16 protein-coding genes, 4 tRNA genes and 1 pseudogene are annotated in these 16,550 nt (G+C 41.6%); 19 read left to right on the forward strand and 2 right to left on the reverse strand.

The features are described 5' to 3' along the window. Positions 1-25 precede the first annotated feature (25 nt). A complete protein-coding gene (locus AVJ20_RS16620; protein ID WP_111886002.1) occupies positions 26-295 on the reverse strand; it encodes an oxidative damage protection protein in 270 nt (89 codons plus the stop codon). 27 nt (positions 296-322) lie between these two features. Beyond that, positions 323-1,753 carry an argininosuccinate lyase gene (argH, locus tag AVJ20_RS16625; RefSeq protein ID WP_171319324.1) on the reverse strand — a complete coding sequence of 477 codons (1,431 nt, stop codon included), beginning with the start codon at positions 1,751-1,753 and terminating at the stop codon, positions 323-325. Between argH and AVJ20_RS16630 the strand changes: the two are divergent. From AVJ20_RS16630 to AVJ20_RS16720, 19 genes and pseudogenes are all read left to right on the forward strand, one after another. Beyond that, a pseudogene (locus AVJ20_RS16630) lies at positions 1,744-2,897 on the forward strand (sensor histidine kinase). The gene argH and the pseudogene AVJ20_RS16630 overlap by 10 nt on opposite strands. A gap of 53 nt (positions 2,898-2,950) precedes the next feature. Then, positions 2,951-3,691, forward strand: coding sequence for a LytR/AlgR family response regulator transcription factor (locus AVJ20_RS16635; protein WP_111886003.1), 741 nt, complete (start codon positions 2,951-2,953; stop codon positions 3,689-3,691). Between the two features lie 95 nt (positions 3,692-3,786). Then, complete coding sequence (gene hemC, locus AVJ20_RS16640; RefSeq protein WP_111886004.1) at positions 3,787-4,704, forward strand: hydroxymethylbilane synthase; 918 nt, start codon at positions 3,787-3,789, stop codon at positions 4,702-4,704. A gap of 3 nt (positions 4,705-4,707) precedes the next feature. Next, complete coding sequence (locus tag AVJ20_RS16645) at positions 4,708-5,487, forward strand: uroporphyrinogen-III synthase (protein WP_111886005.1); 780 nt, start codon at positions 4,708-4,710, stop codon at positions 5,485-5,487. Further along, the gene (locus AVJ20_RS16650; RefSeq protein WP_111886006.1) at positions 5,484-6,326 is read left to right on the forward strand and encodes a hypothetical protein; all 843 of its coding nucleotides are present in this window, start codon (positions 5,484-5,486) and stop codon (positions 6,324-6,326) included. The genes AVJ20_RS16645 and AVJ20_RS16650 overlap by 4 nt, the downstream gene beginning before the upstream one ends. Positions 6,327-6,332: 6 nt before the next feature. Further along, entirely contained in the window at positions 6,333-7,526 is a 1,194-nt protein-coding gene (locus AVJ20_RS16655) for a heme biosynthesis protein HemY (RefSeq protein WP_111886007.1), read from the forward strand. 9 nt (positions 7,527-7,535) lie between these two features. Then, positions 7,536-7,967: an acyl-CoA thioesterase gene (locus AVJ20_RS16660; protein ID WP_111886008.1), complete on the forward strand. Its 432-nt coding sequence runs from the start codon at positions 7,536-7,538 to the stop codon at positions 7,965-7,967. A 142-nt stretch (positions 7,968-8,109) separates the two neighbouring features. Then, entirely contained in the window at positions 8,110-8,436 is a 327-nt protein-coding gene (locus AVJ20_RS16665) for an H-NS family nucleoid-associated regulatory protein (protein ID WP_078190459.1), read from the forward strand. A gap of 167 nt (positions 8,437-8,603) precedes the next feature. Next, a complete protein-coding gene (gene gspN, locus AVJ20_RS16670) occupies positions 8,604-9,347 on the forward strand; it encodes a type II secretion system protein N (RefSeq protein WP_111886009.1) in 744 nt (247 codons plus the stop codon). Continuing rightward, the gene (locus tag AVJ20_RS16675) at positions 9,347-10,213 is read left to right on the forward strand and encodes a type II secretion system protein N (protein WP_111886010.1); all 867 of its coding nucleotides are present in this window, start codon (positions 9,347-9,349) and stop codon (positions 10,211-10,213) included. Before gspN ends, AVJ20_RS16675 begins: the two co-directional genes overlap by 1 nt. A 42-nt stretch (positions 10,214-10,255) precedes the next feature. Beyond that, positions 10,256-12,487 (forward strand): type II secretion system secretin GspD, encoded by a 2,232-nt coding sequence (gene gspD, locus AVJ20_RS16680; protein WP_111886011.1) that lies wholly within the window; start codon positions 10,256-10,258, stop codon positions 12,485-12,487. Positions 12,488-12,564: 77 nt separating this feature from the next. After that, complete coding sequence (locus tag AVJ20_RS16685; protein ID WP_111886012.1) at positions 12,565-13,314, forward strand: FHA domain-containing protein; 750 nt, start codon at positions 12,565-12,567, stop codon at positions 13,312-13,314. Positions 13,315-13,391: 77 nt separating this feature from the next. Next, positions 13,392-14,060: a phosphoglycolate phosphatase gene (gene gph, locus AVJ20_RS16690; protein WP_111886013.1), complete on the forward strand. Its 669-nt coding sequence runs from the start codon at positions 13,392-13,394 to the stop codon at positions 14,058-14,060. A gap of 117 nt (positions 14,061-14,177) precedes the next feature. Further along, positions 14,178-15,671, forward strand: coding sequence for an anthranilate synthase component I (gene trpE / locus AVJ20_RS16695; protein ID WP_111886015.1), 1,494 nt, complete (start codon positions 14,178-14,180; stop codon positions 15,669-15,671). A gap of 98 nt (positions 15,672-15,769) precedes the next feature. After that, a tRNA-Thr gene (locus AVJ20_RS16700) sits at positions 15,770-15,845 on the forward strand. Positions 15,846-15,899: 54 nt separating this feature from the next. Beyond that, positions 15,900-15,983: transfer RNA gene (locus AVJ20_RS16705), tRNA-Tyr, on the forward strand. A gap of 38 nt (positions 15,984-16,021) precedes the next feature. After that, positions 16,022-16,097: transfer RNA gene (locus AVJ20_RS16710), tRNA-Gly, on the forward strand. A 23-nt stretch (positions 16,098-16,120) separates the two neighbouring features. Next, positions 16,121-16,195 (forward strand) — tRNA-Thr (locus tag AVJ20_RS16715). Between the two features lie 154 nt (positions 16,196-16,349). Further along, a partial coding sequence (locus AVJ20_RS16720; RefSeq protein ID WP_227509971.1) for a GTP-binding protein occupies positions 16,350-16,550 on the forward strand: 201 nt, incomplete at its 3' end.

Below are 16,550 nucleotides of genomic sequence, written 5' to 3' on the forward strand. Positions count from 1 at the left end.
AAAACTTAAAGCAACGCTTTAAGTTTTACTCAGGCTTTAGGCCTTCGGCTTTTTCTAAAGATTCATCATTGCTGAAGAATTTTTCACGTTGCTCTTCAAGGAACTTTTTCGCGTCAGCTTCAAACACGTTTAAACGTTTTTCATTGATCAACGTCGTTTGGTGTTTTAGCCATTCTTGCCAAGCTTGTTTAGATACCGTATCAAACAATTTTTGTCCCTTCGCACCCGGGAATGGTGCAAAGTCTAAACCTTCCATTTCAGCCTGATATTTACGGCAAAAAACTTGTCGAGACATATCAATACTCCATTTAACTTGAAAAAGTTATGCGTAAAGTTTTTCTAAACGTGCATGCGCGCGTTCAATTGCTGCTTCAACTTGAGCAGGTGCAGTACCACCAATGTGGTTACGTGCATTGACAGATGCTTCGAGTGTTAAAGCTTTTTCGAAGACATCCGCTTGAATCAAGTCAGAGAACTGTTGAAGTTGCTCAAGGGTTAATTCTGAAAGGTCTTTGCCTTCTTGAACACCGAGAGCAACTGCTTTACCCACAATCTCATGTGCATCACGGAATGCCACGCCATTTTTAACCAGGTAGTCGGCAAGGTCAGTTGCAGTTGAGAAGCCACGCAGCGCTGCTTCACGCATGATGTCAATGTTTGGCACTAGTGCAGGGATCATGTCGGCAAATGCCATGAGTGAGCCACGAACAGTATCAATTGCATCGAATAGTGGTTCTTTATCTTCTTGGTTGTCTTTGTTGTATGCCAAAGGTTGACCTTTCATTAGGGTCAATAGGCTCATCAAGTCACCATATACACGGCCAGTTTTACCACGAATCAACTCAGGAACGTCTGGGTTTTTCTTTTGCGGCATGATTGAAGAGCCGGTGCAAAAACGGTCAGGAATGTTCACAAATTTGAATTGTGCCGATGTCCAAAGAATCATTTCTTCTGACATGCGTGATAAATGCATCATGATGAGTGATGCTGCAGCATTGAATTCAATACCAAAATCACGGTCAGATACGGCGTCTAAAGAGTTTTCAGCGACAGCTTCAAAACCTAGTAATTCGGCAGTGAATGCACGGTCAATTGGGTAGGTTGTTCCTGCAAGTGCAGCAGAACCTAAAGGCATACGGTTGGTACGTTTACGGCAGTCGATTAAACGCTCTGAGTCACGTACCAACATTTCAAACCACGCCATTAAATGGTGACCAAAAGTCACTGGCTGTGCAGTTTGTAAATGCGTGAAGCCCGGCATGATGGTATTGGTATTTTTCGCCGCTAAGCCTAGGATGCCTTTTTGTAATTTTTTCAATAATTCTAAAATCGCATCGATTTCGTCGCGAACATACAGACGGATATCGGTTGCAACTTGGTCATTACGACTACGACCGGTGTGTAGTTTTTTACCTGTAATACCGATACGTTGAGTCAAGCGTGACTCAATATTCATGTGCACATCTTCTAGGTCAATGCGCCATTCGAAGTTACCCGCTTCAATTTCTGCTTTAATGGTGTTTAAGCCATTAATAATATCGTCACGCTCTTGTTCAGTCAGAACGCCAACTTTTGCAAGCATGGTTGCATGTGCAATTGAACCTGCAATATCTTGTTTATAAAAGCGTTGGTCAAACTGTACAGATGCTGTAAATTCAGCAACAAAAGCGTCAGTAGCTTCGGAAAAACGACCGCCCCACATGCCTGAAGTTTGGGCTTGTGACGGATTTGAGGAATTAGAAGATGTGGTCATGTCGGCTCAATAAGATAAAAAGCATAGAACTGAGCAAGAGTATAGCAAATTCGAACCCAGTTGCCGAAGGGCAAGTTGATCAAACTTTTAGACAGGGTTTAGGTCTATGACAATTTCTGTATTTTCAGGAAAAATGGGCCGTTGGCACTATCTGTGGGAGCTTTTTCTTGCGGGTAATATTGTGGCGTTGGTCTTGGCTTTGGCACAAGCTCATTCGTGGCAAGCCTTAAGTGTTTCCAGTGTCATGCAGCATGTGTTGTTTATTAACTGGATTTTATTGGCATTTGCTGCATTTTCAGAGCTTTTGCAGAGCAAGACGCGTGGTTTAAGCATGAAAATGCTCATGTTTAGCGGGTTTGTTTTATTGCAAGCTTTGGTGTTATTCACCACCATAACTTTAAATGTTTTGATCTATTTTGGTGAAAATTTCAGTTTAGCTGGTTTGAGTGCAGACGTTTTAACTGCTGGTGTGGTTTTAAATCTGAGCTATGGGGTATTACTTGGGGCATTTTGTTTTCGATATTTATATTTAAGAGAACAGTGGGGTCGACAACATCATAGTGAATTAAACTCACGCATTCAGGCTATGCAAGCTCGGATTCATCCACATTTTTTATTTAATAGCTTAAACAATGTGATTAGCTTGATTGCGATTGACCCAGATAAAGCGGAGCAAATGCTACTGAATTTATCTCGATTGTTCCGTGCAAGTTTTCAAGAATTGAAGTTGGTAAGTCTCAAAGATGAGATCGATCTGTGTCAGCGTTATTTGGCCATTGAACAAATGCGTTTAGGTGATCGGCTTAAGGTGGAGTGGAAACTAGAAGGTATTGAACAATACGCTCAAGTACAAATTCCACTATTAACTTTACAACCTTTATTAGAAAATAGTATTTTTCATGGAGTTGAAAAGATTTTGACAAAGAGTACGATAAATATATTGATTGAAATATTACAAAATCAAATTAATATCGTTATTACAAATCCCTATACACAGGATACAATTAAATTACGTCAGGGGAATGGTATTGCCATCGAAAACGTGAAACAGCGACTTGAGGCATATTATGGTCAGCATGTCACTTTTCAAACCTACGCAGGCGAGGGAATGTATACGACTGTGGTGCAATATCAATATAAATAGAAATCTCAGTTGACCAATAAAAATAAATGACGTTAACGAGATAAGGAGGAGAAATGGACATCCTAATCTGTGATGATGAGCCTCTAGCAGTAGAGCGATTGTCACGTTTAGTCACTCAACTTGGACATCAAGTGGTTGCGAAAGCTTCACATGGTCAACAAGCGATTGACTTGGCTCAAAGCCTCGAGCCTGATGTCATCTTACTAGATATACAAATGCCTGAAATGGATGGGTTGACTTGCGCGAAATTGTTGCGTGAATTAGACCCCATGCCCGCTATTATTTTTTGCACTGCATATGATCATCATGCACTTGATGCATTTAAATCGAATGCAGAGGGATATTTACTAAAACCAGTTATGCAACAGGAATTGCAGCAGGTTTTAGATCATTTAACTAAATTAACCCAAGCTCAATTGAGCACGATAAAACAAAAAGAAAATATGGACGAAATTAAAATCAGCCGCCATCAAATCGCGGCAAAGACCTATCGTGGTGTAGAGTTGGTACCTGTTGAAAATATTTACTATTTTCTTGCAGATCAGAAATATGTCACTGTTCGGCACAAAAATGGCAGCGTACTCATTGATGAAACGCTGAAAGATTTAGAGCATGAATTTGGTGATCGCTTTATACGCATCCATCGTAATGCCTTGGTGTCTGTGAGCTTTTTAGATGGTTTAGAGGTTGTAAGCTCAGGACAATATCAAGTGCGTTGTCGAGATTTAGACGAGCGCTTGGCGGTCAGCCGTCGGCATTTACCGAATCTACGCGAGCGAATACAAAAATTATAGGGCAAGGGTTAAAGCACATTGCGAATTAAGCTTGCATTTTCAACTGAGCAAGTTAAGTTTAGAATAATAGCCCTATAGACTGTATTTTAAAATTTATGAATATCCTTAAGATCGCAACTCGACAAAGCCCGCTTGCACTTTGGCAGGCGGAACATATTCGTGCACGCTTAGAAGCACTTCATGCAAATTTGAAAGTTGAGTTGGTGACTTTTGTGACCCAAGGTGACAAGATTCTAGATACCCCTTTAGCCAAAATTGGGGGAAAAGGATTATTTGTAAAAGAATTAGAAGCGGCGTTGTTGGATGGTCGTGCAGACTTAGCAGTTCATTCGATGAAAGATGTGCCGATGGCATTGCCTGAAGGTTTAAGCTTGGCCGTGATTTGTGAGCGTGAAGACCCATTAGATGCTTTCGTTTCAAATACCTATAACAGTTTTGATGATTTACCACAAGGTGCGAAGGTTGGGACATCGAGCTTGCGCCGCAAATGCCAAATTTTAAAACAACGTCCAGACCTCGAAATTATTGATCTGCGTGGCAATGTGGGTACGCGTTTATCTAAACTCGATGCGGGCAACTATGATGCGATTATTTTGGCCAGTGCAGGGTTGAAGCGTCTGGGTTTAGCAGAGCGTATTCGTCATACTCTTGAGCCTGTTGTGAGTTTACCTGCAGTTGGACAAGGTGCATTGGGCCTAGAATGTCGTAGCCAAGATCAAACTGTATTGGATTTAATTTTGCCCTTAATGCATACAGAGACCAATGCCTGTGTACGCGCAGAACGTGCATTTAATGCATATCTAGAAGGTGGCTGCCAAGTACCGATTGCAGGTTATGCAACCTTAGAAAATGGTCAGATTCATTTGGAAGGTCGTGTCGGTAGTGTTGACGGTCAAACCTTGTTGAAAGCACAGCAAGTAGGTTTTCCTGAACAAGCTGAACAGCTCGGTGTCAAATTGGCACAAGACTTGTTAGCCCAAGGTGCAGGTGAAATTTTAAAGGCACTGTATTAATACATGCTTTTTATCAATACACGTCCAGCAGATCGTGCAACGCAGCTTAGCTTGACGCTGCGCTCTGCGGGTATTGCTGTGGCTGAGCTTCCATTACTTGAGCTCAAGCCACGGGCATGGTCAGAAGCATTGGCAGCGTGCTACGCCCAGTTGAGTGCTGCGGATGTATTGGTTGTGGTGAGCCCTTCTGCGGTTACCTTTGGAATGCAAGGTTTGCGTAAGGCAGGTATTTCATTAGAGCAGCTCGAACATATTCAATGGGTTGCCGTCGGTGATGCAACTGCAGCAAAGCTGGCTGATTATGGTATTCACAGTGTCGTACCGCAGGTGGAAACCTCGGAGGGAATGCTCACCTTAAGCCATTTAGAACAATTAGAGGCCGGGGCTTGCGTTGCATTTTGGCGCGGTGAAGGTGGTCGTCAATTTATGATGCAGCAGTTGCTAGCACGTGGCATTCAGATTCTCAATTTTGTGCTATATGAACGGCATCTACCGGAAGAGACCATTCAAAAAGTAAAAACACTCATTTCTGAACATCAGTTGTCATCTCCATATTGTATGTTGATCACCAGTGAGGCTAGTTGGCTCAATTGGCTTGACTTGATTCAGTCGCATTTATCAGTGCTGAGTCATGCACATTTTTTAGTTTTAGGTGTAAGGTTGTTCGAGCTACTTGAGCAAAGTCGTATAACACTGAACAAAGATTTTAAAATTATTCAACTCGAAGATTTAAACGCGACACACATATTGCAGCATGTGCAAGTCGTGCAGGGAAATACATGAAGAAGTTGTTTGTCGTTGTGGTCATTGTCGCCGTACTTTGGTTGGCTAAACTCAGTTTTGACTTGTTTCAGGTCAATGCTCAACAAACCGAACTGATGCAACAACAAACTTTATTGCAACAGCGCAATGCAGGTTTGAATGATCAGGTCGTAGCTTTGAAACGCCAGTTGAATGGCACAGCGACCGAGATGTCGGCTGCAACGACATCGAATGCTTCGATTGCTGCTGAGGCGACCCATAGTATTGAGCCAATGATTGTGGTGGGTCAGCAACTTGATTTGGTTGAATTTGCCATGCAGCAACAACAATTTGCTGTTGCTTTGGAAAAATTAAACCAATTAGATCAACAATTAGATCAGTTGAGCTTGGCACCTGCATTGCGTATGAGTTTGCATCAGGTGATTCAAAAAGACCGTGAGACCTTAAAGCAATATGTGACAGAGCGTCAGTTGCAGTCTGATAAAGTGAAAAATACTCTGCAATCGATCGATCAATTGTTAGAAAAAGAAATATTAAAGCCCTATAGTTCTAAAGAGCAGCAAAAAGGTCTTTCTTTTTGGCAAAAATGGATTCAAGTCGAATCAGTCGAACAACCAAGTCCCGTATTAATGCAGCGTAGCTTGGTATTAAAAGAAATGCAGTTACGTTTAATTTTGGCTCAGCAAGTTTTAAATCAAGGACAATATCCTCAATTTCAACAAGAAATCACTGAAATTATTAAAATTATGCAGCAATTGCCAGATGCTTCATTAAAACTGATACGCCAACGTTTAGAACAATTAAAGGACATTCCGGTTATTTCTGCACCGCTGTTAAATACTCGGGCACTCATAGGATAATCGACTATGAAACATATTTTATTGGCCTATTTATTTATTAGTTTATTGGTTGTCGCCATTATTAGTTTGCTGAGTTTTGGACATGGTGCAGGTTATGTGTATTTATACTGGCGTGAATGGCAAGTTCAATCCAATATTTGGTTTTTAGCATTATTGCTAGCATTACTGAGTTTAGTCGTGCAAATGCTTTGGTATGCGGTTAAACGCTATTTAAGTCGAGAACAACGTAAATCTGAAACGGTCTTTAGTTTTAATAAACTACATCCCTATGAGCAATTGGCTGTCATTTGGCTTTTAAATGCTGCACAAGATCAAAAAAACTTTATTCAGCAAGCTTTTACTGAGTCTGGATTATTAAAAGGGGTGATCGATGCGCGTTTATATTGGATTCAGCAACAATATGAAACAGCATTAAATGCATTAACTCAGATCAACCCAATGGCTTTTGAGCTTGCAGAATTGCAACGGATTGAAATTTATTTGTCTCAACAGCAGGGTGAAAAGGCTTTAACGCATCTTGAATTTTTAAATCAACATGAACTATCGCCATGGTTGCAAAAAGTCAGTAGTGCCTATGAGCAGCGCCTAACCACGCTATGGGGCATGTTTGCGTTGCAGTTTCCTTGGTTGTATTTGCGTTCGACACGTTATGGACATTTAGATGAGCTGACAAAACAAGCTTGGTTGGAACAATTATTATCTGCATTTGATCAAGCTGATGTCGATGACTTACAGCATTTAAAGCAGCGTTATTTGGATTTGCAAGATCAAATTACAGAGCGTAAATATGCGGTCAAGGTGCTATGGTTGAAAGTCTTGTCTCGTATGCCAGAGATGAGTCAGGAGCATGAGCAATTGGCTATTCATTTGCTGGAACAGCAATTTAACAAAGAAGTGTTCTTTTTGTGGTTCCAGCAAAAAATGCTGAAGCAAAACCCTGATTATGTGGCTGTAGAACAGCAGATTCAACGTTGGGAAGAAAAGTATCCTGCGCTGCCTGTTTTTAGTTTTGCAAAATGGAATATTTACCAAGCGACAGCACGTCAAGCTGAAGCAGATGCATTGTTAGAATTATATCCAGATGATGTATTAATGAGTTATTTACGCATCAAGTCAGCCTTAAATCAGCAGGATGACTTGATCAAACAATTAAATTTAATATTTGAAAATAATGCCAATTTTATGGAAATTCGAATATAAGGACATTATATGCAAGAAGATTTAGCTCAATATTCATTGGTTCATACTCAACACGTCGCTTGGGGGGATATGGATGCTTTTGGTCATGTAAATAACGTGCATTATTATCGTTATATGGAAAGTGCGCGGATTGGTTATTTAGATCAGTTGGATATATTTAATCAGTCTGTGGTTACGGTTGTTGCTTCAAGCCAGTGTAAATATTTAAGCCCAGTGGTTTATCCTGATATTTTAAAAGTGGCAACGCGCGTTGAAGAATTAAGAAACAGTGCATTTCGTATGCGTTATATATTATGGAGTGAACAGCAACAAAAAATTGTTGCAACAGGCGATGCGGTTATTGTGTGCGTGGATAAAATTACCCTACAAAAAACCTCTATTCCAGAAAATATTAAAACTAAAATAAAAGCTTTGGAGATTTCAGTCGGAAATAATATTTAAATACAATTTAATTTTATATATTTTAAGGAGTCGTGTTAAAATATTGTAGTAAAATGAAAATTATTTATTGAATAAAAATTTTATTATAATATTATGAGTGAGTTTTCATAAGCATTATTAAAATGAAATTTCGGAGTTAAAGATTATGCCTGATATTAGTAATTTATCAGTTGAAGAGTTAAAGAAACTTCAAGTAGAGGCTGAAGCACTGATTGCATCTAAAAAAGATCAAGCGATTGAAGATGCGTACAACCGTATTGTTGAAATTGCAGAAAATTTAGATTTAAGCGTTGAACAAATCCTTGAATTTGGTTCAAGCAAACGTAAAAAATCAACTCGTAAAGCTGTTGAGCCACGTTACCGTAGCAAAACTAATGCAGATGACACTTGGACTGGTCGTGGTAAACAACCGCGTTGGTTAGTGGCTGAGCTAGAAAAAGGCGCGAAACTAGAAGACTTCTTAATTTAAGAATAATTCATGAAATCGTCATATCCTGAGTTCAGGATAATTAAACCAGGCAAATGCCTGGTTTTTTTATCTCTTTGAATTGGCTATGCAGAAAAAGTATGCATAATGTGTCTATAAAGAAAAATGTTTAAATGATGGAAAAAAATTGATGGATCGGTTGTGGTGGGATGATCAATAAAACTAATAATATTCGGTGGCTCATTTTTGCTGCGATCAGTTTTTTAATTTTCGTTATGCTGCAAGTACCTGCAGCTTGGCTCATTACAAAATTTTATAAAAATAACCAAATGCTACATAACGTCAGTGGCAATATTTGGCATGGGCAAGCAGATTGGACACGAGGAAATTTGAAAGGCTCGTTAAACTGGAGCACACGCCCGTGGGATTTGATTTTATTGCGCTTGGGTGCAAATGTTGAGATTCATAGTGGCAATACCAAACTACAAGGTGTGATGGGTTATGGTTTTGGTAAAAGTATTAGTATTAAAAACTTAGAGGGTCAAATTGCCCCTGAAACCTTAAAAAGTTTTGCCGATTGGCAATGGCCAATGAATGCCATTCAATTAAAAGATGTGCAGTTTAAATATAAGCCACAACAGGGATTTAGTCGTTCATCAGGCGAGATACAGTGGGCAGGTGGGGATTTATCATTTAGCTTTGCACAGCGTCAAGAGTCAATGAATGTGCCTGCCATGTTGGCTCAATTAAAAGACGATAATGGCAAATTGTCGATTGATGTTCGAGATCAACGTGAACAAAAAATGATGAATTTGTCACTTGAGCCAGACCTCATGTTGGATGTGCAATTAACCCAGCGCTTTTTGATGAATGTTGCTTCCTATGAAGGTAAGGCCGGATTAGATACGTATGTGATTAGTTCGCGTCAACCCCTATTGAGTGGGGTGAACTGATGGCTGACTATTTAGAAAAAATCCGCGAGATCAATTGGAAGCAAACAGATCGTCTTGCACCTATGGTCTTGGCTTTAATAATTTTGTACCTGTGCTGGAAGTTAGCTGCTTTATTTTGGTTATTGATTGCACCGCCACAAGCCATGCAGTTAGACCGAGTTGAATTGGGTTCACAGCAAACGCAAGTTCCTAATATTAGCTCTTTTGCCTTGTTTCAGGAAAATCGCAGTTCAGCAGCTGACGCGCAGTTAAATATGGTGTTACAAGGTGTGGTGGTTGGACAGCCAAGTCGCTACTCGTCGGCAGTGATTAAGGTCAATGAGAGTTCAGATCGCTACTTGGTTGGAGAAACCATTCAAGGTTCATCATATCAACTGGCTGAAGTGTACTGGGATAAGGTGATTTTAACGCAGGGTAATGGTGCACGGCGTGAATTGGCGTTCCAAGGTATTGAAAACGGATTAGATCAACCGATTGTCCCTACAGCCAATGCAACCTCAGGCGGATCTTTGCAGAATAGCAGCATGCAAAATACAACTGATCCTGCAAATTCAGGGCAAAGCACAACGCAGTCCGCGATTGGTCAGGCCGTACAACGCATGACTGAAAATCGTGAACAATATATGCAGGAAATGGGGGTAAATCCATCAGGTAATGGTGGGTTTGAAGTTTCAAACCGAACACCTGCTGCCTTGAGAAATAAATTGGGTTTGCAACCGGGTGACCGCATCATGTCTTTAAATGGGCAGGCGGTCGGTGCAGGACAATCTGAGGCGCAATTATTAGAACAAGCCCGCCGTGAAGGGCAGGTGAAACTTGAAGTCAAACGTGGTGATCAAGTGATGACCATACAACAGGATTTTTAGTGATGTCTCATCACTTTATAGGGTTAGGAAACACAGGCGTATATGGCTTTATTTAATAATAACCGTTCAACTTTAGCTGCCTATGCCATGGTGCCCTTGGTTGCTATGGTCAGCACAGCAAGTTATGCACAAACATGGAAAATCAATTTACGTGATGCAGATCTTACGGCATTCATTAATGAAGTCGCAGATATCACGGGGAAAAATTTTGCAGTTGATCCACGGGTACGAGGAAATGTAACGGTTATTTCCAATAAGCCTTTAAATAAAAATGAAGTCTATGACCTGTTTCTCGGTGTGTTGAATGTGAATGGTGTAGTGGCAATTCCATCGGGCAACACCATTAAACTAGTTCCAGACAGTAATGTAAAAAGCTCGGGCATTCCTTATGATGCGCGCCACCGTGCGTCTGGAGACCAAATTGTCACTCGAGTGATTTGGCTTGATAACACTAATGCCAACGACTTAATTCCAGCGTTGCGCCCATTGATGCCGCAATTTGCACATTTGTCGGCAGTGGCGGGGACCAATGCGCTGATCGTCTCAGACCGTGCTAGTAATATTTACCAGCTCGAAACGATTATTCGTAATTTAGATGGAACGGGTCAAAATGATATCGAAGCAGTGACGCTGCAATCGAGTCAGGCCGAAGAAATGATTGGGCTGTTAGAGTCGATGAGTTCGACCGGCGCATCAAAAGACCCGAAAGGGTCACGAATTCGTATTATCGCGGACAATCGAACCAATCGCATTATCATTAAAGGTGATACAGCGACACGTAAACGTATTCGTAAGATTATTGAAACTTTAGATGTACCTGCGGCAGATCGATTGGGTGGGTTGAAAGTCTTCCGTTTGAAGTATGCGAGTGCAAAAAACTTGTCGGAAATCTTACAAGGCTTGGTCACGGGGCAAGCTGTTTCGAGTACGAATTCATCGAATAGCTCAAACAGCAGCACGATGAACAGCTTAATGAATGATAATAACAGCTCGAATTCACAGTCATTCAGTTCACAAAATAACACCAGTTCAGGTATTAACCTCAACAGCAATAACTCTTCCAATAATACGCAAAATGGTATTTCAAGTTTTAATGCCAATGGCGTCAGTATTATTGCCGATACCACACAAAATGCACTGATTGTGAAAGCAGATCCGCAGCTCATGCGTGAAATTGAATCTGCGATTTCTCAGCTGGATATTCGTCGTCAGCAAGTGCTGATCGAAGCGGCGATTATTGAAGTCGAAGGCACGGATACCGATCAACTCGGTGTGCAATGGGCGTTGGGTGATATCAGTAGTGGTATCGGCTTAATTAACTTTGATAACTTTGGTTCGAGTTTAAAGAATATTGCCGCAGGTTATTTAACTGGTGGCGCTGCGGGTGCAGGTAGCGCGGTAAGTGCGGGTACTTCTTTGGTCCTTGGTGACTATCGTGAAGGTAGTGATGGTTCACGCAAACTCTATGGTGCGATGATTCAGGCCCTAAAAGAAAAAACCAAATCGAATCTATTATCTACACCGTCGATTGTGACGATGGACAACGAAGAAGCCTATATTGTGGTGGGTGAAAACGTTCCATTTGTGACAGGTTCGGTCACCACCAATGGTGGCACAGCCAATCCATACACATCGATTGAGCGTAAAGATGTCGGTGTTACTTTGAAAGTTGTGCCGCATATTGGCGACGGTGGTTCGGTGCGTTTAGAGGTAGAGCAAGAAGTTTCTGATGTAAAAGACAATAAAGGCCAAGCGTCGGATTTGGTTACGACTAAACGCGCGATCAAAACCTCGATCTTGGCAGAGCATGGTCAAACGATTGTGTTGGGGGGGTTGATCTCTGACAATACATTGCATGGGCGTCAATCTGTTCCAGGGCTAGGGGCTATTCCTGTACTGGGCAAACTCTTTAGCTCGGAAGGAAAATCCAACAGTAAACGCAATTTACTGATCTTTATTCATCCGACTATTGTTGGAAATTCTGCTGATGTGAAGAAAATGTCTCAGCAGCGCTACAGTCAGCTCTATAGTCTGCAACTGGCATTGGATAATGAGGGTAATTTTGCGAAATTACCTGAAAATGTGGATGATGTGTATCAACAGCGCATACCTGTTTCAAAAGGTACAGCACCTGCCCCTGTGTATAAGACGGTACCGACAGCACCACAAATGACACAGCCAGCGGCAGTGGTCTCCACGCCAGTCGCCATTGAACCTGCGGTGAAGCGCGAAACCATTACCGTACCGAATGGCAAAGTGGCGGGCATGCCTTAGGTTAGACAGCAGAGTGGTTTAGCTTTGAAACCACAGCATGCTATGATGAAAAAAACGAGCAATAGAGAATTAACTTCATGACTTGGAAAATTCAAGCAATTTCTGGTGATTTAACAGGACAAGAAATTAGTATTGAGCGTGATATGTTGGTGGGTCGCCATCAACAAGCAGATATTGTTTTGCAAGAATCTGATGTATCGCGTAAACATGCTGCCTTTGTACTGAAAGATCAGGCACTCTGGTTGCAAGATCTTAATTCATCCAATGGGACGTTTATTAATGATGTCCGTTTGACTGGTGAATCACTTTTAAAAGAAGGTGATATTGTACAGTTTGCCAGTGTGAAGTTTAGTTTATTGGCTCCAGCTAAAGCTGTTCAGATCCCAGCGGATATTGAACAAAGCGTTGAAGCGTTGCAAACAGAAGAAATTACACCTGTTCAGCAGCCGTCTGAAGCTGTTGCAGTTTCTGAAACTGTGGCACAAGAGTCTGTAGCAAACACGTCTGAGACTAAGGCACAAGAGCCTGTCGTTAAAACCGCAGCACAACAAATGAATGATCAAGGTATGCCAGAGTTGAAAGAGCGAGATGGCTCAGTTCAATTGACTCGTGATGGTATGCCGACCAATGTGGGTGTGCCTAAACCTGCACCAATTCCTGAGGGAGTTGATGTAACTGCTGTTCCGAAAAATGAATCATGTGATGTAGAAATTCCAGCGACATGTGTAGAGCAAGAGCGTGAAGCGCAAAAAAATGCCTCTGTGGGCTTAATCTCAGTCATTGTTTTAATCATTCTTGCAATTATTGCATGGGTCTTGTTTAAATAAACCGAGACATTCCTCAAAAGGCATGCATGGGCATGCCTTTTTTATGGGGAAAATTTACAAAAAAATAGAGGGACATTATGTTTGAAGTTCGTTTAGCAGAACGCCAAATGATTTTATTTGATCTGGATGGAACGCTAGTCGATTCAGCATCTGACTTACATCGTGCGATGAATATGAGTTTAAATGCGTTGCAATTACCGTTGGTCACAGAAGCGCAGGTGCGAAACTGGATTGGGAAAGGAACTTCATTGTTTTGTCATAGCGTACTTGAATACTTGACCGGGAAGGTGGATGCCGCACAGCACCATCTTTTACTGGAAACTTTTCTAAAGATTTACAATGCAGATCCTTGTGTTTTGACGCAGCCCTTTGACGGCATTCTAGCGTTCTTGGATTGGGCAAAAGCAGAAGAGAAAATTCTGATTTGTGTGACCAATAAACCAGAGCAACCGGCACGCAGTATTGTGCAGGCACTAGGTATGCATGAATACTTTGATGATGTGATTGGCGGAGATCGTTTTGAAGAGCGTAAACCACATCCCAAGCAGCTAGAGTATTGTGCGGAGCATTATGCCTTGCCGAAACAGCAAATTTTGATGGTGGGTGATTCTGTCAATGATGTAGAGGCAGCACGTCGTGCGGGTATTGATTGTATTGTGGTCAGCTATGGCTATAATCATGGTGAAAATATTCGAGATTGTCAGCCGCAGCACGTGGTTGATAACTTAAAAGAATTATTGGGTTGAAATAAGTAGGGTTAAGGAAGTGAAAATGAGCAAGTGTGTAGTATTTCGATGGCGTCACTCAATCAGCATGAGAAGAAATTAACTGAAATTGACCACGCGAAATATAGAGAAACCCAAATGACTACACAAACTCAATTTGAACAACTGAAAACTGCTGGATATAACTTGATTCCAGTATATCGTCAGCGCTTGGCAGATACAGAAACTCCACTTTCTGTCTTTGCGCGATTAAAACAACATAAACAAGCCTATTTATTTGAATCTGTAGAGGGTGGCGAAAACTGGGCGCGTTACTCCATTATTGGCTTGGGCGAGTCCACCGTATTTTCGTGTAATGAAGGGCAGTTGACCGTTCAACATGCTGATGGCTCGGTTGAAAAACAACAATGTGCTGACCCATTTCAATACATTCGTGACTTCCAAGCACAATATAAAGTGCCTACACAGCAAGATTTGCCAGCGTTGCCGAGCTTTACCGGTGGATTGGTTGGATACTTTGGTTATGATGCTGTACGTTATATCGAACCAAAGCTCAATAATGTTCCAGAAGCTGACCCGGTCGGGATTCCGGATATTTGGATGATGCTATCAAAAACCGTCATCGTCTTTGATAACCTTAAGGATACCTTATTCTTAATTGTGCATGCCGATGTAAATGATGCTGAGGCCTATACCAAGGCGCAGCAACAATTGGATGAGCTAGAAGAACTTTTGGCAACCCCAATTGCACTCAAAGCAAATAAGCATACTGCACCACAGTTTAAATCCATCACTGGACATGACAACTTTATTGACTCTATTGCGAAAGTAAAAGAGTACATTAAGGCCGGTGATGTGATGCAGGTTGTGCCGGGCCATCGTATGGTATCCGATTTTGATGGTGAGCCTTTGCAGGTCTATCGTGCACTACGTCACCTCAATCCATCGCCATATTTGTTCTTGGTGCAAGGGCAGACACTAGAAAATGACATTCCTTTTCATATCGTCGGTTCATCACCTGAAATTTTGTCCCGTTTAGAAAATGGTGTGGCAACAGTTCGTCCTTTGGCGGGAACGCGACCACGGGGTAAAACAAAAGAAGAAGATTTAGCGCTAGAAAAAGATTTGCTATCTGATGAAAAAGAAATTGCAGAGCATTTGATGTTGATCGATTTGGGGCGAAATGATGTTGGACGCGTTTCTAAAATCGGTAAAGTTCACGTGACTGATCAAATGGTGATCGAACGTTATTCGCATGTCATGCACATTGTGTCAAATGTGCAAGGTGAAGTACGTGATGATGTCGATGCTTTGGATGTTTTTAAGGCAACATTCCCTGCGGGTACGCTTTCAGGCGCACCAAAAATCCGTGCTATGGAAATTATTGACGAAGTTGAACCAGTAAAACGTGGAATTTTTGGTGGTGCTGTTGGTTATTTAGGCTGGCATGGCGAAATGGACATGTCGATTGCGATTCGTACCTGTGTAATTCGTGAAAATAAGGTCTATGTTCAAGCTGGAGCAGGGGTGGTGTACGACTCAAATCCTGAATCAGAGTGGAATGAAACCCAAATAAAAGCTCGCGCAGTGATCAAAGCGGTTGAATTATCGTCAAATGGATTGATTTTATGAGTTTTTCACGTTTTTTTTAGAAAAAACACTTGCAAGGATTTCAAGATTTGCTAAACTGCACACCGTTCCGATACGAAACGTACGAAACACTAAGAAACGCCGGCATAGCTCAGTTGGTAGAGCAACTGACTTGTAATCAGTAGGTCCACAGTTCGAATCCGTGTGCCGGCACCATCTTAGAAAGTTTGAGAGTGAGTAGAAAGAACAACACTGAAGTAAGTGTAAAATGGTGAGGTTCCCGAGCGGTCAAAGGGGGCGGACTGTAACTCCGCTACGAAAGTTTCGAAGGTTCGAATCCTTCCCTCACCACCAATTTTAAGACTTCAATAAGTGGTTTGTACCAACATCGTGCGGGAGTAGCTCAGTTGGTAGAGCGGTAGCCTTCCAAGCTACATGTCGCGAGTTCGACCCTCGTCTCCCGCTCCATATCTATTGAAGTGCTTATATTTGCTCTTATAGCTCAGTGGTAGAGCACTCCCTTGGTAAGGGAGAGGTCTCGAGTTCAAATCTCGATAAGAGCTCCAGATTTTACAGTTTAGCAAATTTAAATGTTGCGCAAGATTCCAGAAGCAGGCTTTTTAGTCTGCTTTTCAAGTATTGGGTGTTTATTTTTTTAGGCGATATGTCGGAGCTGGGTTTTACTCAGAATTGTGTTCGACGTAAACGAGGAAGAAAAGCATGGCTAAGGCTAAGTTTGAACGTAATAAGCCGCACGTTAACGTGGGCACAATCGGTCACGTTGACCATGGTAAAACGACTTTAACAGCTGCGATTGCAACTGTGTGTGCAAAAAAATTCGGTGGTGAAGCGAAAGATTACGCTGCAATCGACTCTGCACCAGAAGAAAAAGCACGTGGTATTACAATTAATACTTCACAT

Origin of the sequence: Acinetobacter sp. CFCC 11171 (genome assembly GCF_003268405.1) — a bacterium.
Lineage (GTDB): Bacteria > Pseudomonadota > Gammaproteobacteria > Pseudomonadales > Moraxellaceae > Acinetobacter > Acinetobacter amyesii.